Below are 23690 nucleotides of genomic sequence, written 5' to 3'. Positions count from 1 at the left end.
GTCAACGTGGTGTGCCGGTCCGGGGCCCGGTCGGCGCAGGTCACGCGCGCGACCAGAGCCTCCTCGGCGGCGGAGCCGACCTCGATCTTCGCGCGCGGTCGCTTGTGCCGGCTCCGGTAGAAGCTCTCGATCTCGTCGATCGCCGCGTCCAGCCCGATGCCGGGGTCACCGATCGCCAGCGCGGAGTTGGGTCGCCGGCGGACCGAGACCTCGTGGTCGAAGAGCACCCACTCGCCCAAGGCCTCGGAGGTGGTGCCGGGGAAGATCGCGGCGCTGAGCAGCTCGGCCTCGCGTACCCCGATCCGGAGACGTACGTTCGGCCGCGGTGGCACCGGCTTGCCGGAGACGATCTCGGCGACCGGCACGCTCACCTGCTCCCCGGACTCGCGCTCGATGACGGCGGTGCCGTCGGCCCAGGACGTACAGACTCCGAGGATGTCGGTGAAGGCCGGGCCGCCGGTGGGGCCGGTCTCGCCCGGGACGAGGCGGCGGATGACGATCCGCTTGCCGACGACATGTGGTCCCAGGAGATGAGCAGGCACGGGGGGATACTAGGCTGTCCCCTGAAGGGCCAGTCGCGCCCCTCTGACTTTCGTGATACCCCGCTTGGAGGAGCCCCGAATGACGTACGTCATCGCCCAGCCCTGTGTTGACGTGAAGGACAAGGCTTGCGTCGACGAGTGTCCGGTGGACTGCATCTACGAGGGCAAGCGGATGCTCTACATCCACCCCGACGAGTGTGTCGACTGCGGCGCCTGCGAGCCGGTGTGCCCGCCCGAGGCGATCTTCTACGAGGACGACACCCCGGAGGAGTGGAAGGAGTACTACGACGCCAACGTCAAGTTCTTCGACGACCTCGGCTCGCCGGGTGGTGCCGCCCGCATGGGTGAGATCGACAAGGACCACCCGTTCGTCGCCGCGCTGCCCCCGCAGAACCAGGACTGATGCCAGCCTCGATCTCGGCCTCGATCCCGGTCTCGCAGCGTCTGCCTGACTTCCCGTGGGACAAGCTCGTCCCGATCAAGGAGAAGGCGTCGGCGCACCCGGGCGGCCTGGTCGACCTCTCGATCGGCACGCCGGTCGACCCGACTCCCGCGGTGATCCAGAAGGCGCTCGCCGAGGCGGCCGACTCACCGGGCTACCCGACCACGATCGGCACTGCGGCGGTGCGTCAGGCCGCGATCGACTGGCTCGCGCGCAACCACGGGGTCACGGGTCTCGGGCTCGACAACGTGCTCCCCGTGATCGGCTCCAAGGAGCTGATCGGCTCGCTGCCGCTCCACCTCGGTGTCGGCCAGGGTGACCTGATCGCCTACCCGGAGCTGGCCTACCCGACCTATGAGGTCTCGGCGGCACTCGTCGGCGCCGACACCGTCGCCACCGACTCGCTGGTCGCGCTCGGCCCGAAGGCGCCGAAGATCCTCTGGATCAACTCGCCCTCCAACCCGAGCGGCCGGGTGCTCCCGGTGGAGCACCTGCGTAAGACCGTCGAGTGGGCCCGCGAGCGCGGCACGCTGCTGATCTCCGACGAGTGCTACATCGAGTGCGCCTGGGAGACCTCCCCGGTCTCGGTGCTGCACCCCGACGTGTGCGGTGGTTCCTTCGACGGTCTTCTCGCCGTCCACTCGCTCTCGAAGCGCTCCAACCTCGCGGGCTACCGGGAGGCCTTCGTCGCCGGTGACGCCGCGGTCCTCGGCGAGCTCCTCGCGGTCCGCAAGAACCTCGGCCTGATGATGCCCGGCCCGCAGCAGGTCGCCATGGTGACCGCGCTCGCCGACGACCAGCACGCCAAGGAGCAGCACGCCCGCTACGCCGCCCGGCGCACCAAGCTGAAGGCGGCGCTGGAGACGGCGGGCTTCCGCATCGACCACTCCGAGGCCTCCCTCTACCTGTGGTCGACCCGTGACGAGGACTGCTGGGACACCGTCGAATGGCTCGCCGAGCGCGGCATCCTCGCTGCCCCCGGCGCCTTCTACGGGCGTGCCGGCAGCCAGCACGTACGCATCGCCTTCACCGCCACCGACGAGCGCGTCGACGCGGCCGTCGCCCGCCTGGCCGAGTGAGGGATCGCGCCGGGCGGGGTTTGCCCCGTACGTGAAGATTGGTGGCGTGAGCGCACAGCCGGGGACCCCGACGGGCCCGCCGACCATCCCGCCGCCGGGCCCGCGGCCTCCTGCGCCGGGCCCATCCGGGCCGAGACTGCCGGAGCCCGCCCGTGAGGCGCTGCGTAGGTCGGCACGGGAGGCCCGTAAGCAGCTGCGACCGGTGCGCAAGCACCTCATCGTGCTCGGCATCGTGATCACCATCGCTCTGATCTTCGCGGGCCTGCGGTTGCTCGGTGTCGGCATCGGCGGCGTCCCGGTCCTCTCCCGCGAGTCGTGCACCGTCACCTCCGAGGGCGAGACCTACGACCTCTCCTCCGACCAGGCCGAACGCGCCTCGGCGATCGCCGCCGAGGCCGTACGCCGCGGGCTCCCGGCCCGCGCGGCCTCCGTCGTGCTGGCGGTCGAGCTCGCCGACCACTCGCTCGAGCGGGACGCCGCGAAGGCGAGCGCCCTCTACGACCGGCTCTCTGGGGTCGCCGACTACCGCCAGCAGTCCGTACCGGGCGTCGCCCAGCAGATCAGCGACGGCTCACGCGACAGCTACCGCGATGCCGAGCCGGAGGCACGGGCACTCGCCTCGGCGCTGACCGGCAACACCCCCGAGGCGTTCTCGTGCGTCGTCAAGGGCGGTTCCGACGAGGTCTCGGACCAGCTCAGCGGCGCCGGACTCACCTCGCGCGCGGAGGCGCTGCGCGATGACGTACGGCAGGCCTACGGGGGCCTCCCTGAGGGCGGTTTCCAACCCGGCGGCGTCACCACCGGCCACATGGAGGGCTCGGCCCACTACGAGGGCCGCGCGGTCGACTACTTCTTCCGGCCCATCAACGCCCGCAACAACATCAAGGGCTGGTCCCTGGCCCACTACCTCGTCGCCAACGCCGACCGCCTCGACATCGAGACCGTCATCTACGACGACCGCATCTGGACCAGGTGGCGCTCCGCCGCCGGCTGGCGCGACTACGACATCCCGGACCGCGGCGGCGACCAGGCGATCCTCGAGCACCGCGACCACGTACACGTCGACGTCGCCGACTGACGAGAGGTCGCCCGCGCCGGCCGAGGCGTCGCGTACGTCGGCCGAAGCGTCCCTTACGTCGGTCGAAACGTCATCCGCTGCCGCCTCGCGCGACCGTAGTGACGTCTCGCCCGACCTGGCTGACGCTTCGGCCGACGTAACTGCCGTCTCGCGCGACGGGGGTGACGCCTCGGCGAGGAGAGGTCAGGCGAGGGTGACGACGATCCGCTCGTTGGTGACCTCGGGGGTCTCGGCCCACTCCTCGTCCTTGCCGGCGGACCAGGTGCGTCCGTCGTAGGCGATAGAGGTGGCGCCGAACTCGCTGGCCCGGGCGAGTACGTAGTGGGCGGCCGTCCAGCCGCCACGCTCACCGGTCTCGCCGGCGTCGACCGGGATCACCACGGTCGAGCCCTCCACCCGAGCGCGGCCGACCATGCCGCCGAGCAGCTGGTTGATCTCGGTCTTGGTGGCCTGGGGCTTTCCGGATCCGGCCTCGGGCTCGTCGATGCGGCAGGTCAGCGCGGCGGGGGAGTAGCCGCTGATCGCGGAGGCGATCGCGCGGCCCTCACCCTCGTGGTCGGCGTACGCCTCGGGGTAGGCCGAGCGCTGCACCTCCTGCGCCGCCTCGGTGACGACCATGTCCTCGTAGCCCTCGATCTTCACGAGCGCGTCGTAGAACTTGTTGGTGGCGTAGACGGGGTCCTGGACCTGCTCCTCGGTGCCCCAGCCCATCGAGGGGCGCTGCTGGAAGAGGCCCAGCGAGTCCCGGTCACCGTGGCTGATGTTGTAGAGCTTCGACTCCTGGATCGCGGTGGCGATCGCGATCGTGGCGGCCCGCGCGGGCAGGCCACGCTTGAGACCGAGCGCGGTGATCACCGCAGCGTTGCCCATCTGCTCGGGGTCGAAGCGCGCCTCGTACTCGCCCGCGACCGCCGTGCAGTGCTGCAGGTCGGGCAGGATCGAGTCCAGCTTGTCCGTCGCGGCCTGGACCACCCAGTAGATGCCGCCGGCGATCACGCTGAGCACCACCAACGTGGTGACGAGCTTCTTCAACTCAGCACTCTGCTCTTCGCTGTCGGGGTCAGTTGGCGTGGAGGGCGGCGTTGAGCTCGATGCCCTCGCCCTTCCACGGAACGGCCTCGATGGCGCCGCTGACCGAGTTGCGACGGAAGAGGATGTTGGAGGCACCGGAGAGCTCGCCGGCCTTCTTCACGGTGCCGTCGGGCAGCGTCACCTTGGTCCCGTACGTCACGTAGCAACCGGCCTCGACCACGGCGTCGTCGCCGAGCGAGATGCCGATGCCGGAGTTGGCGCCGAGCAGGCAGCGCTGGCCGATGGAGATGACGGCCTTACCGCCACCGGACAGGGTGCCCATGATCGAGGCACCGCCACCGACGTCGGAGCCGTCACCGACGACGACCCCGCCGGAGATCCGGCCCTCGACCATCGAGGCGCCGAGCGTGCCGGCGTTGAAGTTCACGAAGCCCTCGTGCATCACGGTGGTGCCGGGGGCGAGGTGGGCGCCGAGGCGGACGCGGTCGGCGTCGCCGATGCGGATCCCCGACGGCACGACGTAGTCGACCATCCGCGGGAACTTGTCCACGCCGTAGACCGTCACGTGCTGGCCCGCGGCGCGCAGCCGGGCGCGGGTGAGCTCGAAGCCCTCGACGGCGCACGGGCCGGCGCTGGTCCACACCACGTTGGTGAGCAGGCCGAAGATGCCGTCGAGGTTCTGCCCGTGCGGCTGCACGAGGCGGTGGGAGAGAAGGTGGAGACGCAGCCAGACGTCCTCGGTGGACTCGGGCGCGGTGTCGAGGTCCTTGACCTCCACGAGCGCGACCTTCTTGCTCACCTGACGCACCTCGTCGGCGCCCTCGAGCGCGGTCAGCTCGGCCGGCGCGGTCGCGTCGGCGGGCTTCTCGCCCAGCTGCGGCGCGGGGAACCACACGTCCAGAACAGAGTTGTCGGCGGCGTACGTCACGAGGCCGAAGCCCCAAGCTGCATTCGTCACGGGGCGCAGTCTAGTGGCCGAGCCTGAGCGACCCCTTATCGACGGTCCGACGTGCGAACATGGAATGGTGAGCAAGAAGAGCGCGCCGCCGATGCCGCAATTGATCCAGGCCGAGGACGACACCTGGACCCTGGAGATCCCCGGCGTCGCGAGCAGCAAGGGCCACCCGGCGCCGGAGTGGGCGATGGCCAAGGGCGTGGAGGTCGTACGCCGCGCCGCCTCAGACATCGTCCGGAGCTGGATCAATGGCAAGCCGGTCAGCGACGCCGAGAAGCAGATCGTCCTGCTCGTCACCCGAGGTGACTCGCAGGTCTATGCCTGGCTCGACGCCGCCTTCGCCGACGACAACCCCCGCTAGACCGCCGCTAGCAGCAGCGGCTCTGCGGGTTGTGCTCCTTCTCGTCGGCCCGGTGACGCTCGAACGCGCGCCGGGTCATCGGCTCGACGCCCTCACGCTCGCACCGGGCGACGTAGTCGTCCCACTTCGCCTCCCCGGTCGCCTGGCGGAGCAGCCGCCAGGCGCCGGAGACACGCTCGGTCAGGACGCTCATGAGACCGGCGTCTTCTGGGACGCCTCCCACTCGCGTACGGCTTCCTTCTCCTCCTTGGTGGCGAAGAAGTCGGAGGGCGCGACGATCTTCGACTCGACCTTCGGGACCTCGGTGGTCGGCAGCCCGCCGGCGCGGATCGCCTTGATCACGGTCACCGCGGCACCGGCGACGATCACGATCACCAGCAGCGCGAACGCTGCTTGCAGGATGCCGCTCTGGGTCGAGTTGTAGATGATCTGGTCGACGTCCTCGGGGGTCTTCGCAACCCCGTAGAGCTCACCGGCGTCGCGTGCCTCACGTGCGGCGGAGGCCTGGGCGAAGTAGCCGATGGCGGGGTTGTCGCTGAACACCTTCTGCCAGCTCGCCGTCATGGTGACGATGAGGTCCCACGCCAGCGGGATGCCAGGCACCCAGGCGAACTTGGCCAGACCGTGCTTGAACATCAGCACCGTGGCCAGGGTCAGGGCGATCGCGGCGAGCAGCTGGTTGGCGATGCCGAAGAGCGGGAACAGCTGGTTGATCCCGCCGAGCGGGTCACCGACGCCGATCCAGAGCATGTAGCCCCAGGCCAGTACGACCAGCGCGGAGGCCGACCAGGCAGCCGGCCGCCACGACGTGTCGGCGTAGCGCTTCCAGACGTTGCCGATCGTGTCCTGGAGCATGAACCGGCCCACGCGGGTGCCGGCGTCGACGGCGGTCAGGATGAAGAGCGCCTCGAACATGATCGCGAAGTGGTACCAGAAGGCGGCCAGGCCCCCACCGAACGCCTCGGTGAAGATCAGCGACATCCCGAACGCCAGGGTCGGGGCGCCACCGGTGCGGGAGATGATCGTCTCCTCCACGCTGGCCGCGGCTGCCTCGAGGTCGGCCGGGGTGATCGTGAAGCCGAGTCCGTTGACGAAGGCGGCCGCGGTCTCCGGGGTGCCGCCGGTGGCGCCGGCGGCGGCGTTCATCGAGAAGTAGATGCCCTGGTCGATGACCGAGGCCGCGATGAGGGCCGAGATCGCGACGAACGACTCCATCAGCATGCCGCCGTAGCCGATCATCCGCACGTGGCTCTCCTTGGCGACCATCTTCGGTGTGGTGCCGGAGGAGATGAGCGCGTGGAAGCCGGAGAGGGCGCCGCACGCGATGGTGATGAAGACGAAGGGGAACAGCTTGCCGGCGAAGACCGGCCCCTCGCCGTTGGTGGCGAAGTCGGTGACGGCCTCGTTCTGCAGCGCCGGGGCCGCGAGGATCAGGCCGACGGCCAGCAGCACGATGACGCCCACCTTCATGAAGGTGGAGAGGTAGTCACGCGGGGTGAGCAGCATCCACACCGGGAGGATCGAGGCGATGAAGCCGTAGACGACCAGGCAGATCACCAGCGTCTCGTGGGAGAGGGTGAGGGTGTCGGCCAGGCCCATGTCCTCGACGTAACCACCACCGATGATGGCCAGCAGCAGCAGCGCGACGCCGATGATGGTCACCTCGCTGACGCGGCCGGGCCGCAGGTAGCGCAGGTAGAAGCCCATGAAGAGCGCGATCGGGATGGTGAGACCGATCGAGAACACACCCCACGGCGACTCCGCGAGCGCATTGACGACGACCAGCGCGAGCACCGCCAGGATGATGATCATGATCGCGAAGACGGCGATCAGCGCGGCCACGCCGGCGACGGTGCCGATCTCCTCACGCACCATCTGACCGAGACTCTTGCCGTCGCGGCGCATCGAGAAGAACATGACGACCATGTCCTGCACGGCACCGGCGAGGATGACGCCGACGATGATCCAGATCGTGCCCGGCAGGTAACCCATCTGCGCGGCCAGCACCGGACCGACCAGCGGGCCGGCGCCGGCGATCGCGGCGAAGTGGTGCCCGAAGAGCACTCGACGGTCGGTGACGTCGAAGTCCTGCCCGTTCTCCAGCCGCTCGGCCGGGGTGGCCCGGGTGTCGTCGACCTTCAGCACCTTGTCGGCGATGAATTTCGAGTAGAACCGGTAGGCGATCGCGTACGAGGCCAGCGCTGCGAACAGGATCCACAGTGCCGAGACCTCCTCGCCTCGGGACAGGGCGAGCATGGCCCAGCAGACGGCGCCGACGACAGCGACGGCGGTCCAGATGACGATTGACTTCACGTTGGGCCCGGACCGTGGGCCCGAGCCGGTGGGGTTGGCGGTCGACGTTGACATGGTCTCCCTCGGGTTCAGCGGGGTAAGCGGTCGCTTGTGACCGCTGTCTCAGACTAGTCTCAGGAAACCGCCGTTCCGACGGCCGGTGGGCTACTGCCCGGTACGCCCGTCGATGGTCTCCCGCAGCAGGTCGGCGTGACCTGCATGGCGGGCGTACTCCTCGATCATGTGGACCAGGATGTCGCGGATGCTGGTCGGTTCGTCGCCTCGGCCGACGTCCCGCGTCTCGCCGAGGACGGAGTCGTCGATCGAGTCGAGCCACTCGTCAGCCGCCGCCACCTGCTCGCGCCAGCTCGCGAAGGCCTCGTCGACGGACTCCTGCGTGGGCTCGACCTTCCGGAACCCGCCGGTGGGGTCGTCGGCGTCGAGCCGCGGGAGGTCGAGGTTCTCCTTCAGCACCCGCTGGAACCAGCTCTGCTCGACCCGCGCCATGTGGCGGATCAGCCCGAGCAGGCTCAGGTCGCTCGGCGGCACGCTCTGCTTGGCCAGGTCCTCCGGACCGAGGTCCTGGCACTTGAGCTCGAGCGTGAGCCGGTAGTGGCGCAGGTAGTCCCGGTAGGTCGCCAGCTCACCGACGGGCTGGTCCTTGTGGAGGCGTGGGTCCTCGCCCTCTGGAAGCCAGATGCCGTCGAATCCCACCTGCCGCTGATCGCTGCTCATGGGACCCACCCTGCTGGAACCGGCGCCTTTCGGCCAATGATTTCAGCTCGTGAAGATGGGCGGCCGCTTCTCCAGGAACGCGTTGATCCCCTCGCGTCCGGACGCCGAGCCGCCGAGCGCGGAGATCGACTCCGCCTCCCGTCGCAGGGCCGACTCGGGGTTCGGGTCGGCGACGTCGCGGATCAGGTGCTTGGTGCGCGCCAGCGCCTCCGGGGAGCCGGACAGCAGGGTCGTGACGACCTCGTCGAGGGTCGCATCGAGCTCGTCGGCAGGCACGACACGGGCGACCAGCCCGGCCTCGAGCGCCTCGTTCGCGGTGAGCATGTCGCCCAGCAGGGTCAGCCGGAGCACCCGGTGCAGTCCGAGGGTGTGGACGAGAAGGGAGCCGCCGCCGTCGACCGACAGCCCCACCTTCGCGTAGGCGAGGCTGAACTTCGCCCGGTCCGCGGCGACCACGATGTCGGCCGCCGCGGCCAGCGGGAACCCGACCCCGGCGGCCGTGCCCTGGACCGCGCTGACCACGATCGCGTCGCAGCGTACGAGCTCGGTGATGATCCGGTTGGCACCCTCGGCGAGCTCGAGGATGTACGGCCCCAGATCATCGACCGCCGCGAACCCGGCCAGGTCGCCGCCGACCGAGAAGTACTTTCCCTCCGCCGCGAGCACGATCACTCGCGCCGAGTCCGCCTTCGCCCGCAGGATCGCCGCCAGCAGCTCGTCCCCGGCATCCGGGGAGAAGACGTTGCCCCGGTCCGGGTTGGTCATCGTGATGCGCGCGCACCCGTCGGCGTACTCGTAGCGAATCAGGCTCATGCGCGCATCCTGCCAGGGGGCTGCCTCGGCCGTCGCCCGATCAGCACACCAGAGCCGTCCCATCCGGCTACGGTCGCGACGTGGCATCTTCGAGCGCGTTCATCGTCACCCGTGTCCCGGCCGCCGAGACCTATCCACTTCGAGCGCTGGTCCTCCACGGCGGTGCCTCGCCCGAGTCGGCGAAGGTCGCAGGCGACGACCACTCGGACGTGGCGACCTTCGCGGCCAAGGACGCAGATGGCACCGTGGTCGGGAGCGTCAGTGTGTTCCCTTCCACGGACGGCACGTGGCGGATCCGTCGCCTGGCGACCGCCGAGGAGTGGCGTGGACGCGGAGTCGGGACAGCCGTACTCGCCGCAGCTCTGGCACATGCGGACGACCACGGCGGCGGGACCGTCTGGTGCAACGCCACGCCCGCCGGCGCTCCGCTGTTCCTCCGGGCGGGCTTCCAGCAGGTCGGCGCGCCGTGGGAGGACCCGGAGTTCGGGCCGAACGTGCGACTGGTGCGGCAGGTCTGAGCGGGCGTGAACGAAGAGGAAAAGGCCGTAGCCGTAGCCGCGATCGGCCGCGAGGAGCTGGTCGCTGCGGCCGACCGCACCTTCGGTCCGGGAGCCGGTGGCGTCCGCAGGGTCGCACACCTGGCACATGGAGGCGCTGACAACGCCTTCGAGAGCTGTCTGCGCGCGATCGCGATCCAGGTCGACGGGCTCGACGTCGAGCCCCAGGTGAGGATCGCGGAGCCCGACTTCCTCGGTCGGGTCGACCTCGCCGACCGTCGGCTCCGGATCATCATCGAGGCCGACTCGTTCGAGTTCCATGGAACGCGTCGGGCGCTGGTCGAGGACGCTGGCCGCTACAACCGGTTCGTGGCAGCGGGCTGGATCGTCCTGCGGTTCACCTGGGAGGACGTCATGCTGCACCCCGAGATCGTCCACGAGGCGCTCTCCGGTGCCGTCGCCGACCGGTTGAGGTCGATGCCTGCATGATGGACGGCGTGATCACGGTGCGCAGGGTGAAGGTCGAGGAGACGTATCCGTTGCGGGCGGAGGTGTTGCGCAACGGCGGACCGCCGGAGGCGGCGAAGCTGGCGGGGGACGACCTTCCTGGGGTGGCGACGTACGCCGCGCTGGATGCGGACGGGAGCCTGGTCGGGTGCGTGGGGCTCTTCCCGGAAGCCTGCCCTGACCTGCCCGATCACCCCGGGAAGGGGTGGCGGATCCGGGGGATGGCGACGGCGGACGGGTGGCGCGGGAAGGGCGTGGGTGGCCAGGTGCTGCGGGCGGCGCTGGACCACGTCACGACGCGGGGTGGCGGGCTGGTCTGGTGCAACGCACGTACGCCGGCGGCCAGGTTCTACGAGCGCGCCGGGTTCCGGGTGATCGGTGAGCCGTGGGACGACCCCGAGATCGGGCCGCACGTGCGGATGTGGCACGCCGTGTGAATCGGGTTCGCGCGGCGGGCTCCGGGCGGCGTACCCTTCTCCTTACAGGCGTTCGAGCCGTCATCAGCGGCGAGCCCCGGGAAGAAATCTTCGGAGAGTAGAACCCGGCGGGGGTGGCCCGTCACAGCCGAAACGAAGTGGCCCAGGCATGGGCAAGCAGGGTGGTACCGCGGTCGAGAGATCGTCCCTGTGGCAGACGAAACCACACACCACCCAGCAGGAGATGCCGCCGATGGCCTACCCGAAGGTCACCTCAGCCCACAACGCGGGCAACGTCCCGGCCAGCCCACGCTTCCCGGAGATCGAGATGCAGATTCTCGACTACTGGAAGAAGGACGGGACCTTCCAGGCGAGCATCGACAACCGTGACGCCGGCGAGAACGGCGAGAACGAGTTCGTGTTCTACGACGGCCCGCCGTTCGCCAACGGCCTGCCGCACTACGGCCACCTGCTGACCGGCTACGTCAAGGACATCGTCCCGCGCTACCAGACGATGCGCGGCAAGCGCGTCGAGCGGCGCTTCGGGTGGGACACCCACGGCCTGCCCGCCGAGCTCGAGGCGATGCGCCAGCTCGGTCTGAAGACGACCGACGAGATCGTCGAGATGGGCATCGACAAGTTCAACGCGGCCAGCCGGGCCTCGGTGCTGAAGTACACCGGCGAGTGGCGCGACTACGTCACCCGCCAGGCGCGCTGGGTCGACTTCGACAACGACTACAAGACCCTCAACCCCGACTACATGGAGTCGGTGATCTGGGCCTTCAAGACGCTCTACGACAAGGGCCTGGTCTACGAGGGCTTCCGGGTCCTGCCCTACTGCTGGCAGGACGAGACCCCGCTGTCCAACCACGAGCTGCGGATGGACGACGACGTCTACAAGGACCGTCAGGACCCGGCGGTCACCGTCGGCTACGCGCTCGATGCGACCGGCGAGGACGAGGTCCTCGACGGCGCTCACATCCTGATCTGGACCACCACGCCGTGGACCCTGCCGTCCAACCTCGCCGTGATGGTGGGCTCCGACATCGACTACGTCGTCGTCGAGGGCCCGGTGCCGGGCACCGACAAGACGGCCAAGTACGTCCTGGCGGAGGCCCGACTCGCGGCGTACAAGAAGGAGCTCTTCCCCGACGCCGACGAGGCGACGGTGCTGGGCCGCTACAAGGGCGCCGAGCTGCTCGGGCGCAGCTACACCCCGCCGTTCTCCTACTACGCCGGCCACACCAACGCCTTCCGTGTGGTCGCAGCTTACGACGCGGTCACGACCACGGACGGCACCGGTGTCGTCCACACCGCCGGCGCGTTCGGTGAGGTCGACAAGGAGGTCACCGACCGCGAGAACATCGAGGCGGTGATGCCGGTCGGCAAGGACGGCAAGTTCACCGCGCCGGTCTTCGACTACGCCGGCGTCCAGGTCTTCGACGCCAACCTGCAGATCATCGACCACCTCAAGGCGGTCACCCGCGGCGAGGCCGGGGGATCGGTGACCGCGGGCACGATCCTGCTGCGCCGCGAGTCCTACAACCACTCCTACCCGCACTGCTGGCGCTGCCGTCAGCCGCTCATCTACAAGGGCGTGAGCAGCTGGTTCGTCGAGGTCACCAAGATCAAGGACCGCATGCTCGAGCTCAACCAGCAGATCCGCTGGGTGCCCGAGCACATCCAGGACGGCCAGTTCGGCAAGTGGCTGGAGAACGCCCGCGACTGGTCGATCACCCGCAACCGCTTCTGGGGCTCGCCGGTGCCGGTGTGGAAGTCCGACGACCCGGCCTACCCGCGCCTCGACGTCTACGGGAGCTTCGCAGAGCTGGAGCGCGACTTCGGCACCCTGCCGAAGGATGCTGACGGCAACCCCGACCTGCACCGGCCGTACGTCGACGACCTGGTCCGTCCCAACCCCGACGACCCGACCGGCAAGTCGATGATGCGCCGGGTCCCCGACGTCCTCGACGTCTGGTTCGACTCCGGCTCGATGAGCTTCGCCCAGAACCACGTGCCGTTCGAGAACGAGGAGTGGTTCGCCCACCACTTCCCGGGCGACTTCATCGTGGAGTACATCGGCCAGACCCGCGGCTGGTTCTACACCCTGCACATCCTGGCGACCGCGCTCTTCGACCGGCCGGCGTTCCAGTCCTGCATCAGCCACGGCATCGTGCTGGGCTCGGACGGGCAGAAGATGTCCAAGAGCCTGCGCAACTACCCCGACGTCAACGAGGTCTTCGACCGCGACGGCGCCGACGCGATGCGCTGGTTCCTGATGTCCTCGCCCATCCTCCGCGGCGGCAACCTGGTCGTCACCGAGCAGGGCATCCGGGACTCCGTACGCCAGGTGATGATCCCGCTGTGGAACAGCTGGTACTTCTTCCAGCTCTACGCCAACGCGGCCAACCTGGAGACCACCGGCTCGACCGAGTCCACCGACCCGCTGGACCGCTACGTCCTGGCCAAGCTGCGCGACTACGTCGCCGAGATGACCACGGCGATGGACGACTACTACGTCGCCGAGGCCTGCGAGGCGACGCAGCGCTTCATCGACGTGCTCACCAACTGGTACATCCGGCGTAGCCGCGAGCGATTCTGGAACGAGGACAAGGCCGCCTTCGACACCCTCTACACGGTGCTGGAGACGGTGACCCGGCTGGTCGCGCCGCTGCTGCCGCTGACCACGGAGGAGATCTGGCGCGGTCTGACCGGTGGCCGCTCGGTGCACCTGACCGACTACCCGGTCGTCGAGGACCTGCCTGCTGACGACGACCTGGTCGCCCGGATGGACGCAGTTCGCGCGGTCTGCTCCTCGACCTCCGCGCTGCGCAAGGCGCGCAAGCTCCGCAACCGCCTCCCGCTGGGCGGCCTGACCGTGGTCGGCGCCGACATCGCCGGCTTCGAGGAGATCGTGGCCGACGAGGTCAACGTCAAGTCGGTCCGGCTGCTCGCCGCCGACTCGGAGGAGGCCGGGACGTACGGCATCGAGCAGAAGCTCACCGTCAACGCCCGCGCCGCGGGGCCGCGCCTGGGCAAGGACGTCCAGAAGGCCATCAAGGGCTCCAAGTCCGGTGACTGGTCGGTGTCCGACTCCGGTGAGGTCGTCGCCGGTGGCCTGGCGCTGGTGGCGGGTGAATACACGCTCGAGACCGTCGCCGGCTCCGCCTCCGACGACATCGCCGTCTCGATGCTCCCGGGAGGCTTCATCGTCCTCGACACGGTCGTCACCCCCGAGCTCGCCGCCGAGGGCCTCGCCCGCGACCTCGTCCGCGCGGTCCAGCAGGCGCGCAAGGACTCCGGCCTCAACGTCGAGGACCGCATCGTCCTGTCGGTCGCCGGCTCCGAGACCGTACGCCGGGCAGCCACCACCCACGCCGACCTGATCGCCCGCGAGACCCTCGCCACGACCTACGACGTGGTCGACGCGCTCGACGGCAACCCGGTCGACCTCGGTGACGGGGAGAAGGCCCAGATCGCGGTCGCGAAGGCCTGATCGCACCACGATCCACCACGATCCAGCACGTCCAGCAAGGCCGGAGCCGGCGAACGGCTCCGGCCCTGCTGTGTTCGGGCTAGGTTGGGAGGCGTGAGAGGGCCGACGTTTCGCGAGCTGGCGGTCCAGGCGCTGTCGTCGGTCGAGCGCGGCTACGACCTGCTGGCGCCGAAGTTCGACGCGACCCCGTTCCGCACACCGGACTGGATGCTCGCCGCCACGATCACTGCTTTGCGGGAGCACGGGCCGTTCGAGCGCGGCCTCGATGTCTGCACCGGCACCGGGGCGGGGCTGGCGCTGCTCGAGGAGGCGACGACGGAGGCGCCGACCGGGATGGACTTCAGCGCCGGGATGCTGGAGCAGGCACGGGCGGCGCACCCTGACGCCGACCTGGTGCGGGCGGATGCTCGCGCGCTGCCGTTCGGTGCTGCGTACGACCTGGTGGTGAGCTTCGGGGCGCTGGGGCATTTTCTGCCGGAGGAGCGGCGGCCGCTGTTCGAGGGCGTCTACCGGGCGCTGCGGCCGGGTGGGGTGTTCGCGTTGCCGATGAGTCGCGCGCCGAAGCCGACTCAACCGACCTACTGGTTGCTGTCCGGGTTCGACCTGGCGATGCGCGTGCGCAACGCGGTGTGGCGGCCGACGTTCGTGATGTACTACCGCACCCATCCGCGGCAGGCGCTGTTCGCCGACCTGGCGGCCGCCGGGTTCACGGTCGAGACGACGCCGATGCCCGGTGTCGGCGAGCTGATCATCGCTCGCCGGCCACCGGGCTGACGTGGGTAGGGCTGGGCAGGGTTCTCAGGCGCGGCGCGGGTTCCGCTCGGCCAGCCGGGCGGCGATGGTCGGGACGATGACCGCGGCGGCGACCAGGTGGGAGATCACCAGCATGATGTTGGTGGCGTAGGAGTCGGTGACGGCGACGAGGCTGGGCACCAACGAGAGCGCCGTCAGGGTCCAGGCGGTGCGCTTCCAGGTCGAGCGCGGGCGCTTGGCCCAGCGGGTGAGGCAGACGGCGATGATGATGCCGATCAGGCCGAGCTCGGCGACGGCCCAGGCGAGTCCGGTCTCGGGGACCGCGGCGGGCTCGAGGCCGGTGCCGGGGAGGGTGACGTCGAACGGCACTCCGGCGGCGCGGGCGAGGAACTCGTAGACGCCGGTGACGACGGCCCCGACGACGACGGCGGTGGTGCTGACCAGCCAGACCGGGATCCGCGCAGCGAACTGGCCGTGGTCGGTGGTGGTCCGGGTGAAGGTGCTGGTGCTCATGATGGTGCCTCTCGTCTCGTGGTGTGGTGGTGGTCGGCGCGGTCCGTACGGCCGCTTCTCACTCACTCCACGAACGCCTCGACGCCGATCCGACAGGTTCCTCGAAAAAATTCTGAAAGGCGACGATCACCCCCTCCGGGACTGTCAGGCTCAGCCCAGGCGACGGAACGCCCGCGTGGACAGCGGGACGAAGATCGCCAGCAGGACCGCGGGCCAGGCGACCGCCAGAAGCACCGCATGGTCTGCGAGCAGTCCGGAGGTGATCCCGGTCGGGTTGCCGAAGAGGTCGCGGCAGGCGGTGGCGGTGGCCGAGACCGGATTCCATCCGGCCAGGAAGCCGAGCCAGCCGGGCATCGTCTCGGGGGAGACGAACAGGCTCGAGCAGAAGCCCAGCGGCCACACCAGCACCTGCACCATCGTCAGGGCGCCCTCCATCCGCAGCGTGAGGCCCAGGAAGATGCCCAACCACAGCATCGCCAGCCGCAGCCACAGCAGGAGCCCCACGGCGGCGGCCGCCGCGAGGAACGAGCCTTCGATCCGCCACCCGATCAGCAGCCCGCCGAGCATCAGCACGCCCAGCTGGACGGCCGAGTTGCCCATGTCGGCAACCGCCCGTCCCAGGGGCACCGCGAGGCCGCTCATCGGCAGCGACCGGAACCGGTTGGTGACCCCGCGCTTGGTGTCCTCGGTGACCACGGCCATGGTGCCGTCGATGCCGAACATCATCGTCAGCGCGAGCACGCCCGGCAGCAGGTAGGGGAGATACGTCCCGCCACCCGGCATCTCGATCGCGCCGCCGAACAGGTAGCCGAAGATCAGCAGCATCATGATCGAGAACAGGATCCCGAAGACGGGTCCCCACGGCTCGCGCTGCCAGTGCTTGAGGTCACGCAGCGTGATCACCCACGTCTGCCGCAGGGTCGAGGTGAGTCCTGAGGTCAGGTCGGTCATCGGGCGGCTCCTTCGTGGTGGTGCTCGGGGGCGGGGGCGGTCAGGTGGAGGAAGACCTCGTCCAGGGTGGGTCGGCGAAGCAGCACGTCATCGACTGTGATGCCGGCGGAGTCGAGGGTGCGTACGACCTCGACGACGGCCGCACCGCCGCCGGCCGAACCGGCCTCGACGGTGACTTCGAGACGGTCGGGGTCGACACCGGCCGTGGAGCCGAGCACGCCGGCCATCCGGGCGAGGTCGTCCGGCCCGGTCGCGGTGATGATCACCCGGTCGCCGCCGAGGTCGCTCTTCAGAGCTGAGGGCGTCCCCTCGGCGATCACGCGGCCGGCGCCGAGGACGGTGACCATGTCGGCCAGCTGGTCGGCCTCGTCCAGGTACTGGGTGGTCAGCAGCACCGTCGTCCCGTCGGAGACCACCTGCCGCACCATCTCCCAGACCTCGTGACGGGCGCGCGGGTCCAGACCCGTGGTCGGCTCGTCGAGGAAGAGGATCTGCGGGCGGGTGACCAGGCCGGCGGCGATGTCGAGCCGGCGCCGCATCCCGCCCGAGTAGCCCGAGACCTTCCGGTCGCCGGCCTCGGTGAGGCCGAAGGAGGAGAGGAGGTCGCCGGCGCGGCGTACGGCGGCCTGCTTCGACAGGCCGTGCAGCCGACCGAACATGACCAGGTTCTCTCGGCCGTGGAGGGCCTCGTCCAAGGCGGCGCTCTGCCCGACCAGGCCGATCGTGGAGCGGACCCGGGCGGGGTGACGTACGGCGTCGTGGCCGCCCACACGCACCTCGCCGGCGTCGGGCCGGGTGAGGGTCGCGAAGACGTTCACCGCGGTGGACTTGCCGGCACCGTTCGGCCCGAGCAGGGCGTGGACGGTGCCGGCGGTGACGTCCAGGTCGAGGCCGTCGAGCGCCTGGGTGTCGCGGTAGCGCTTGCGCACGGCGTGCGCGGACAGGGGAGAGGTGGTCATCGGCCCACCTCGATCCGGAACACGCCGCAGCGCCCGGCGACGGCCTCGAAGGCCTCGGGCGTCACCGCGGTGACCACCCCGGCGTCCAGCATGATCTTCGCACCGTCCGCCATCCGCTCCGGCCACAACCGGAGCACGGTCAGGGCCTCGTCGCGGTCGACCTCCACGAGGCTCACCTCCTCGGTCCTCTTGCCGACCCGGAGGCTGGCGCGGCCGGAGGCGGCCCGCACGTTGCGGGCCCAGTCGGCCCCCGGGAAGCCCTCGAGCAGGTAGCGGCGTCCGTCCAGGTCGAGCACCGAGAGCGGGGTGCTGCGGGGCTTGCCGCTCGTACGGCCCGGCACGGTGAGCACCGGCAGCTCCTTCATCCCGAGCCCGGTCCTCGACAGGGTCATGAAGACCTTGTTCATCGGCTTGAGCCAGCGCGGCGGCACCGGTTTCGCGTCGTTCGGCATGCACGTTCCTCCAATTTCGTACGCTGTACGAAGATGACAACGGGGTGACTGTAGCATTTGTTCCGTACGGCGTACGGAATTTTCTGGAGGGGGTTAGGATGAGCGACGTGCCGGACCAGCCAGACCCCTCGTTGCGCCTGCTCTGGCGCCATCGGATCGAGGCCCGCGAGGAATCGAAGGCGAAGCGGGGTCCGAAGCAGAAGGTGAGCGTCGACGAGGTCGTCGACGCCGCGATCGACCTCGCCGACGCCGAGGGGCTGGCCGCCGTGACGATGCGCGCGATCGCCCAGCGCTTCGGGCTGGGGGCGATGACTCTCTACTCCTACGTGCCCAACCGCGACGCCCTCCTGGTGCTCATGGCCGATCAGGTCACCGGCCGGACCACGCTGCCCGACCTGCCCGACGAACCGCGCAAGCGCCTCGAGCTGGTCGCCAACCTCGCCCACGACGAGCTGCGGGCCCACCCGTGGCTGCTCGAGGTGCAGGACGTACGTCCCTGGCTGGGGCCCAACATGAGCGACCGCTACGAGTGGCAGCTGCAGGCCGTCGACGGCCTCGGGCTGACCGATCTGGAGATGGATCAGACGGTCGCCGTGCTGGTCGGCTTCGCCGGCGCCATCGCGCGCAGCGAGCTGATGAAGCGCCGCGCGGAACAAGTCACCGGGATGACGGAGGCGGAGTGGTGGGCCGCCAACTACGACACGCTGAACGAGGTCATGGCGGGCAGCCACTATCCGCTGGCCAGCCGGGTCGGCACCGCCGCCGGCGAGGCCTACCAGGCGGCCACCGACCCGGCGCGCGAGCTCGACTACGGGCTGGCCCGGATCATCGACGGGGTGCTCGCGCACGTCGGTGAGAGGTCCCTGATTGACTAGGGCCATGGCGACGCTCGACTTGACCACCGACGTGGTGGCCCTGACCCGGCAGCTGATGGACATCGAATCGGTGAGTCTCAACGAGCTCGAGCTGGCCGACGCGGTGGAGCGGGCGCTGACCGCCTACGACCACCTCGTCGTGGAGCGCCGCGGCAACTCCATCGTGGCGCGCACCGACCTCGGCCTCCCCGAGCGCGTGGTCATCGCGGGCCACCTCGACACCGTGCCGGTCAACGGCAACTTCCCGAGCCGCCTCGACGAGGCCACCGGCATCTTGCACGGCCTCGGGGCCTGCGACATGAAGTCCGGTGACGCGGTCATCCTCAAGCTCGCCGCCTCCCTGGATGCGCCCAACCGCGACGTGACGTACGTCCTCTACGACGCCGAGGAGATCGAGGCCGTCCACAACGGCCTCGGCAAGCTCGCGGCCAGCGAGCCCGACCTCCTCGCGGGCGACTTCGCGATCCTGATGGAGCCCTCCAACGCCGGCGTCGAGGCCGGCTGCCAGGGCACGCTGCGCGTCGAGGTGCGCACCACCGGCGAGCGCTCCCACAGCGCCCGCGCCTGGCGCGGTGTCAACGCGATCCACAAGGCCGGCGAGGTGCTGCGCCGCCTGGAGGCGTACGTCCCGCGCAAGCCGATCATCGACGGCCTGGAGTACCACGAGGGTCTCAACGCGGTCTTCGTCTCCGGGGGAGTGGCCGGCAACGTGATCCCCGACGAGTGTGTGGTGACGGTCAACTACCGCTTCGCCCCGGACCGCTCCGAGGAGGAGGCGCTCGCCTTCGTGCAGAGCTTCTTCGAGGGCTACGAGGTCACGCTGACCGACTCCGCGCCCGGCGCGCTGCCCGGCCTCGACCGCCCGGCGGCCAAGGCCTTCATCGAGGCGGTCGGCGGCGAGGTCGGGCCCAAGTTCGGGTGGACCGATGTGGCACGGTTCACGGTCCTCGGCATACCAGCGGTCAACTATGGTCCAGGTGACCCGATGTTCGCCCACAAAGCCGACGAGCACGTGCGGATCTCCGAGATCACCACCTGTGAGCTGGCCCTTCGTGATTGGTTGACCGCATGACCCGACGCAGCGGCTCCGGCCCGCGCCCGACCAAGGGACGTCCTGCCGGCAGCACCACCGACCAGCGACTGCTGGACAGCTCCGGCCATGGTGACTGGGTCCACACCGACCCGTGGCGGGTCATGAAGATCCAGGCGGAGTTCGTCGAGGGCTTCAACGACCTCTCCGAGATCGGTCCCGCGATCAGCGTCTTCGGGTCGGCGCGTACGCCCCACGACCACCCGACCTACGCCCAGGCCGAGGCGGTCGGCCGCGGTCTGGCCGAAGCCGGCTTCGTGGTGATCACCGGCGGTGGGCCGGGCACGATGGAGGCGGCCAACAAGGGCGCCCTCGAGGCCGGTGGCGAGTCGATCGGCCTCGGTATCGAGCTGCCCTTCGAGGCCAGGCTCAACGACTACGTCAGCTTCGGGCTCAACTTCCGCTACTTCTTCGTGCGGAAGATGATGTTCGTGAAGTACTCCCAGGGCTACGTCGTCATGCCCGGCGGCCTCGGCACCATGGACGAGCTCTTCGAGGCGATGACGCTCTCGCAGACCAAGAAGATCACTCAGTTCCCGATCGTGCTGATGGGCGTGAAGCACTGGGAGGGGCTCCTCGACTGGATGCGCGAGACGATGCTCGCCGACGGCCGGATCAAGCAGAGCGACCTCGACATGATCACCCTCACCGACGACGTGGACGAGGCGGTCGAGCTGATGCTGAAGGCGCGTGACTGAGGCGATGGGTTGGATCTTCGCGGCAATCATCGTGCTGGTTCTCGGAGGAGTCGCCCTCGTCGCCGCCGGATCAGGTGCGCCGATGGGCGAGGAGTACGGCGACCAGCCCGACGCTCTGGTGCCGCGCGACCGCGTCCTGGAGGCGGCAGACCTGCGTCGCGTACGTTTCTCGGTGTCGTTCCGCGGCTACCGGATGGACGAGGTCGACGCTCTGATCGCCCGCCTCGCCGACGAGGCAGAATGGCGTGAGTCGACCGCCACCGGAGATACCGGGGGTGGGATCGGAGTCGGGGGACTCGCACCACATACGCCCGAGCCCGATTCGGGCTCGCCCGACGTCTAGGACAGAATCGCTGCCGTGAGCTTCGCTGCCGTACTCGTCTACGCCGTGACCGCCCTGGTCGCGGTGATCGTCGCGCTCACCTACCTGAAGCCCCATCTCCTGCAGCCGCAGGAGGCGGGACTGCCGCCCAGGATCCACCTGTACGCCGGTGCCGCCGGCCTGCTCGTCTGGGTCCTCTTCCTCGTCTCGCCGCCGTCGTTCTTCCTCGGCGGCGACGTCCCGGGCGTGATCGGGCTCTTCGGGATCTGGCTCGCCGCGATCGCCGGTCTCTACCTGCTCGCCCGACGGCTCAAGGAGCAACGTGCAGGTGCCGTCGACGACTACGGCTACGACGACTACGACGAGGAGTACGCCGCCGAGGACGGCTACGGCTACGACGAGTCCGGCTATGCCGACGCCGGCTACGACGGATACGACGGCTACGACCAGTTCGACGACCGGTCCGGCTACGCCGATCCGCGGTTGTCGGCCCAGGAGCCGGTCCAGCGGCCGGTTGCCCAGCCGGTCGCCCAGCCGGTCGCCCAGCCGGTCGCCCAGCCGGTCGCCCAGCCGGTCGCTCAGACCGGTCGTCCGGCCGTACGTCGTCCTGAGCCGCGGACGGAGGCTCGACCTGAGCCGCGGCCCGAACCCCGCCGGGCGGCGTCCGGCGCCGACGAGACCGCCGTGATGGCGCCGATCGAGCGTGACCCCTCGCCGGTTCCACCGCCTGCCCCTGCTCCCGCCCCGGCTCCCGCTCCGGCTCCCGCTCCCGCTCCGGCTCCCGCCCCGTCGCGCGAGGGCCAGCTCGGCCGCCGGGTGGCGAGACGTCAGACTCCGCCTCCGCCGGTGCCGCAGCAGCCCGCGCCTCAGCCGCCTGCCGCGCCCCAGCGTGCAGCCCAGAGGCCGCCCGCGCCCCAGCCGCCCGCCCCGGATGCGCCCGCGCGTCCCCGGCAGGATCGACCCGCGCCTGCCCGACCCGCTCAGGAGCGCCGTGCCCCGGAGCAGCCGATGCGCGAGCGGCCGGCTCCCCAGGCACCCCAGCACCAGGCACCCCAGCACCAGGCACCCCAGCATCAGGCACCCCAGCGCCAGGCGCCTCAGCGTCGGGCCCCCCAGCACCAGGCACCCCCTCCACCGGCTCCGGCTCCGGCTCCGGCCCCGGCGCCGACGCCGACGCCGGAGCAGCCTCAGCCCGGCCAGGGGGCGCCGAGCCGGAGCCAGAGCGGCCAGGACCCGTGGGGTCGCCGCCAGGAGCCGCCGCAGCGCCGGTCCCGTGGCTACGACGGTCGCTACGACGACCGCCGCAACGAAGGCCACGACGAGTTCGCCGACCGGCGGTTCCGGCGCGACAGCAGCTACTCCGGCTACCCGGGGCAGCCGCAGCCGGCCCCGCCGCGCGCGCCGCGTCCGGCGCCCCAGGCCGAGCCCCGACCGGCGCCCCAGGCCGAGCCTCGACCCGAGCCCGCCCCCGCACCGCAGCGGAGCCGGCAGCCGGGCCGCCGGGTGGCGCAGCAGCCCGAGGCGTACGACCCCTACTCCTTCGACTCCTACGGTCCTCGCGACCGGGCCGAGTCGCCCGCCCAGGCTCCGCGCGCGCCCCAGGCGCCGCAGCGCCGGCGGCAGCAGAGCCAGGACTACGACGCGCCGGCCTACGCGGGCTACGAGCAGGGTCACGAGCAGGGTCATGAGCAGGGCCATGAGCAGGGCGGCGACCAGCCGTACGCCCAGGGCTACGACTACGACGAGGCCTACGACCGCGGTTATGACGAGCGCTATGACGAGCGTTACGACGACCGCTATGGCGACCGCTATGGCGACCGCTACGACGACGCCTACGACCGGTCCGCCGGCGGTGACCATCGGGAGCGGGGAGGAGCCTTCTTCGAGGCCTCCGGCGCCGCGATCGTGGTGCACATCACCCTGGTGATCCTCGCGATCTGGTTGACCTGGGCCTACGGAACCTCGGTCATCTGACAGGTTCGAAGGCAGGTCAACCCGCCGAAACTCCCACCTTGCCGTCAGGTCTGCTGACCTGATGAGGGATAATAGAAGCGCAATGCGCGCTCCGAGGCCATCCGGCAGGTGAGCGCCGACACGCGAGACACGGAAGAAGGTGCCGCATGGCGGCGATGAAGCCGCGGACGGGAGACGGTCCGCTGGAGGTCACCAAGGAAGGTCGGGGCATCGTGATGCGCGTCCCGCTCGAGGGTGGTGGCCGGTTGGTCGTCGAACTGAACGCCGAAGAGGCCGCCGCGCTCGGCGAAGAGATCAAAGGTCTTGGGCTGAACGCGTAGATGACCACAACGCTGCCGTCACCGGCTCTGCCGTCGCAGGTCACGCCGCCCACCTTCACGCTCAGCCCGCTCGGTCCGGAGAGTCTCGATGCCGAGATCATCGCGCTGCCGGTCATCCCGGGCGAGGATGCGCTCGTCATCGGTCCCGGGGCCGCTGACCTGGGTGACCAGCACGACCTCCTCGGTCACCTCGAGTTCGAAGGTGCCACCGGCAGTGCCGGTGAGGTGACGACGTACGCCGTCACCGGCTCCGGCGCCCTGCGACGGATCCTCCTGATCGGTGTCGGCGCGCAATGTCGCGACGACTTCCGGCGGGCGGGCGCCGCGCTGGCTCGCGCCGTGCGCGATCGGTCAGAGGTCGTCACGACCATCCCGGCAGTCGATCCCGAGGTCGGGCTGGAGCCGTTCGTGGCCGGCGCGACGCTGGGGTCCTTCCTCTTCCACTGGCGCTCCGAGGGGGCGCCGTGGACGCCGGTGGAGACGATCACCCTGGCCGATCTCGGTGACGACCAGGCGGCAGCGTTGGACCGGGCCCAGG

27 protein-coding genes are annotated in these 23690 nt (G+C 70.1%); 16 read left to right on the top strand and 11 right to left on the bottom strand.

The window, feature by feature from the left end; all coding sequences use genetic code 11:
* The coding region (locus ACFVJS_RS10915) for a hypothetical protein (RefSeq protein WP_378879382.1) at nt 1-542 on the bottom strand (542 nt) is incomplete at its 3' end.
* A gap of 79 nt (nt 543-621) precedes the next feature.
* Between ACFVJS_RS10915 and fdxA the strand changes: the two genes are divergently transcribed.
* From fdxA to ACFVJS_RS10900, 3 genes are read left to right on the top strand one after another with little or no spacing between them, the layout of a single operon-like run.
* Nucleotides 622-945, top strand: coding sequence for a ferredoxin (fdxA, locus tag ACFVJS_RS10910; protein ID WP_008358813.1), 324 nt, complete (start codon nt 622-624; stop codon nt 943-945).
* The gene (dapC, locus tag ACFVJS_RS10905) at nt 945-2063 is read left to right on the top strand and encodes a succinyldiaminopimelate transaminase (protein WP_378879380.1); all 1119 of its coding nucleotides are present in this window, start codon (nt 945-947) and stop codon (nt 2061-2063) included. The genes fdxA and dapC overlap by 1 nt, the downstream gene beginning before the upstream one ends.
* A gap of 46 nt (nt 2064-2109) precedes the next feature.
* Nucleotides 2110-3141: a hypothetical protein gene (locus tag ACFVJS_RS10900; RefSeq protein WP_378879377.1), complete on the top strand. Its 1032-nt coding sequence runs from the start codon at nt 2110-2112 to the stop codon at nt 3139-3141.
* A 183-nt stretch (nt 3142-3324) separates the two neighbouring features.
* Here the strand turns inward: ACFVJS_RS10900 and ACFVJS_RS10895 are convergent, their stop codons facing one another.
* Nucleotides 3325-4173, bottom strand: a complete 849-nt coding sequence (locus ACFVJS_RS10895) for a hypothetical protein (protein ID WP_378879376.1) — start codon at nt 4171-4173, stop codon at nt 3325-3327.
* A 28-nt stretch (nt 4174-4201) separates the two neighbouring features.
* Complete coding sequence (gene dapD, locus ACFVJS_RS10890) at nt 4202-5131, bottom strand: 2,3,4,5-tetrahydropyridine-2,6-dicarboxylate N-succinyltransferase (RefSeq protein ID WP_378879373.1); 930 nt, start codon at nt 5129-5131, stop codon at nt 4202-4204.
* 64 nt (nt 5132-5195) lie between these two features.
* On the opposite strand from dapD, the gene ACFVJS_RS10885 reads away from it, so the two are divergent.
* On the top strand, nt 5196-5489 hold the full coding sequence (locus ACFVJS_RS10885) for a hypothetical protein (RefSeq protein WP_378879371.1): 294 nt from the start codon (nt 5196-5198) through the stop codon (nt 5487-5489).
* A gap of 7 nt (nt 5490-5496) precedes the next feature.
* Here the strand turns inward: ACFVJS_RS10885 and ACFVJS_RS10880 are convergent, their stop codons facing one another.
* The 4 genes from ACFVJS_RS10880 to ACFVJS_RS10865 all read right to left on the bottom strand — a co-directional run bounded on the left by ACFVJS_RS10880 (nt 5497) and on the right by ACFVJS_RS10865 (nt 9329).
* A complete protein-coding gene (locus tag ACFVJS_RS10880) occupies nt 5497-5682 on the bottom strand; it encodes a YbdD/YjiX family protein (RefSeq protein ID WP_378879368.1) in 186 nt (61 codons plus the stop codon).
* Complete coding sequence (locus ACFVJS_RS10875) at nt 5679-7856, bottom strand: carbon starvation CstA family protein (protein ID WP_378879365.1); 2178 nt, start codon at nt 7854-7856, stop codon at nt 5679-5681. Before ACFVJS_RS10875 ends, ACFVJS_RS10880 begins: the two co-directional genes overlap by 4 nt.
* A 90-nt stretch (nt 7857-7946) precedes the next feature.
* Complete coding sequence (locus ACFVJS_RS10870) at nt 7947-8516, bottom strand: DinB family protein (RefSeq protein ID WP_378879363.1); 570 nt, start codon at nt 8514-8516, stop codon at nt 7947-7949.
* 42 nt (nt 8517-8558) lie between these two features.
* Nucleotides 8559-9329, bottom strand: a complete 771-nt coding sequence (locus ACFVJS_RS10865) for an enoyl-CoA hydratase/isomerase family protein (protein ID WP_378879360.1) — start codon at nt 9327-9329, stop codon at nt 8559-8561.
* Nucleotides 9330-9409: 80 nt separating this feature from the next.
* Here ACFVJS_RS10865 and ACFVJS_RS10860 point away from each other — a divergent pair, with 80 nt between their 5' ends.
* From ACFVJS_RS10860 to ACFVJS_RS10840, 5 genes are all read left to right on the top strand, one after another.
* Complete coding sequence (locus ACFVJS_RS10860) at nt 9410-9847, top strand: GNAT family N-acetyltransferase (protein WP_378879358.1); 438 nt, start codon at nt 9410-9412, stop codon at nt 9845-9847.
* Nucleotides 9848-9853: 6 nt separating this feature from the next.
* On the top strand, nt 9854-10315 hold the full coding sequence (locus ACFVJS_RS10855) for an endonuclease domain-containing protein (protein ID WP_378879355.1): 462 nt from the start codon (nt 9854-9856) through the stop codon (nt 10313-10315).
* Nucleotides 10316-10323: 8 nt separating this feature from the next.
* Nucleotides 10324-10770, top strand: coding sequence for a GNAT family N-acetyltransferase (locus ACFVJS_RS10850; protein WP_378879353.1), 447 nt, complete (start codon nt 10324-10326; stop codon nt 10768-10770).
* 232 nt (nt 10771-11002) lie between these two features.
* Nucleotides 11003-14245, top strand: a complete 3243-nt coding sequence (gene ileS, locus ACFVJS_RS10845) for an isoleucine--tRNA ligase (RefSeq protein ID WP_378879402.1) — start codon at nt 11003-11005, stop codon at nt 14243-14245.
* A 93-nt stretch (nt 14246-14338) separates the two neighbouring features.
* The gene (locus ACFVJS_RS10840; RefSeq protein ID WP_378879351.1) at nt 14339-15019 is read left to right on the top strand and encodes a class I SAM-dependent methyltransferase; all 681 of its coding nucleotides are present in this window, start codon (nt 14339-14341) and stop codon (nt 15017-15019) included.
* Between the two features lie 24 nt (nt 15020-15043).
* Here ACFVJS_RS10840 and ACFVJS_RS10835 read toward each other — a convergent pair whose 3' ends face one another.
* From ACFVJS_RS10835 to ACFVJS_RS10820, 4 genes are all read right to left on the bottom strand, one after another.
* Nucleotides 15044-15511 (bottom strand): DUF6069 family protein, encoded by a 468-nt coding sequence (locus tag ACFVJS_RS10835; protein WP_378879349.1) that lies wholly within the window; start codon nt 15509-15511, stop codon nt 15044-15046.
* Between the two features lie 150 nt (nt 15512-15661).
* The gene (locus tag ACFVJS_RS10830) at nt 15662-16462 is read right to left on the bottom strand and encodes an ABC transporter permease (protein WP_378879348.1); all 801 of its coding nucleotides are present in this window, start codon (nt 16460-16462) and stop codon (nt 15662-15664) included.
* Nucleotides 16459-17421 carry an ATP-binding cassette domain-containing protein gene (locus ACFVJS_RS10825; protein WP_378879344.1) on the bottom strand — a complete coding sequence of 321 codons (963 nt, stop codon included), beginning with the start codon at nt 17419-17421 and terminating at the stop codon, nt 16459-16461. Before ACFVJS_RS10825 ends, ACFVJS_RS10830 begins: the two co-directional genes overlap by 4 nt.
* On the bottom strand, nt 17418-17873 hold the full coding sequence (locus ACFVJS_RS10820) for a nitroreductase/quinone reductase family protein (RefSeq protein WP_378879341.1): 456 nt from the start codon (nt 17871-17873) through the stop codon (nt 17418-17420). The genes ACFVJS_RS10825 and ACFVJS_RS10820 overlap by 4 nt, the downstream gene beginning before the upstream one ends.
* Nucleotides 17874-17980: 107 nt before the next feature.
* On the opposite strand from ACFVJS_RS10820, the gene ACFVJS_RS10815 reads away from it, so the two are divergent.
* The 7 genes from ACFVJS_RS10815 to ACFVJS_RS10785 all read left to right on the top strand — a co-directional run.
* Complete coding sequence (locus tag ACFVJS_RS10815; RefSeq protein ID WP_378879338.1) at nt 17981-18748, top strand: TetR/AcrR family transcriptional regulator; 768 nt, start codon at nt 17981-17983, stop codon at nt 18746-18748.
* A 4-nt stretch (nt 18749-18752) separates the two neighbouring features.
* The gene (gene dapE, locus ACFVJS_RS10810; protein WP_378879335.1) at nt 18753-19820 is read left to right on the top strand and encodes a succinyl-diaminopimelate desuccinylase; all 1068 of its coding nucleotides are present in this window, start codon (nt 18753-18755) and stop codon (nt 19818-19820) included.
* A complete protein-coding gene (locus ACFVJS_RS10805) occupies nt 19817-20536 on the top strand; it encodes a TIGR00730 family Rossman fold protein (protein WP_378879332.1) in 720 nt (239 codons plus the stop codon). Before dapE ends, ACFVJS_RS10805 begins: the two co-directional genes overlap by 4 nt.
* Complete coding sequence (locus tag ACFVJS_RS10800; RefSeq protein WP_378879329.1) at nt 20529-20879, top strand: DivIVA domain-containing protein; 351 nt, start codon at nt 20529-20531, stop codon at nt 20877-20879. Before ACFVJS_RS10805 ends, ACFVJS_RS10800 begins: the two co-directional genes overlap by 8 nt.
* 15 nt (nt 20880-20894) lie before the next feature.
* On the top strand, nt 20895-22832 hold the full coding sequence (locus ACFVJS_RS10795) for a hypothetical protein (RefSeq protein WP_378879327.1): 1938 nt from the start codon (nt 20895-20897) through the stop codon (nt 22830-22832).
* Nucleotides 22833-22978: 146 nt separating this feature from the next.
* A complete protein-coding gene (locus tag ACFVJS_RS10790) occupies nt 22979-23152 on the top strand; it encodes a DUF3117 domain-containing protein (RefSeq protein ID WP_008358749.1) in 174 nt (57 codons plus the stop codon).
* Nucleotides 23153-23690 (top strand): M17 family peptidase N-terminal domain-containing protein (locus ACFVJS_RS10785; protein ID WP_378879325.1); only part of this gene is annotated, 538 nt, incomplete at its 3' end.

It is taken from the genome of Nocardioides sp. NPDC057772 (assembly GCF_042798075.1).
In the GTDB taxonomy this organism is placed as follows: domain Bacteria; phylum Actinomycetota; class Actinomycetes; order Propionibacteriales; family Nocardioidaceae; genus Nocardioides.
The sequence above is the reverse complement of the archived record's forward strand: the minus strand, read 5'-3'. Positions and strand labels throughout refer to the sequence as shown.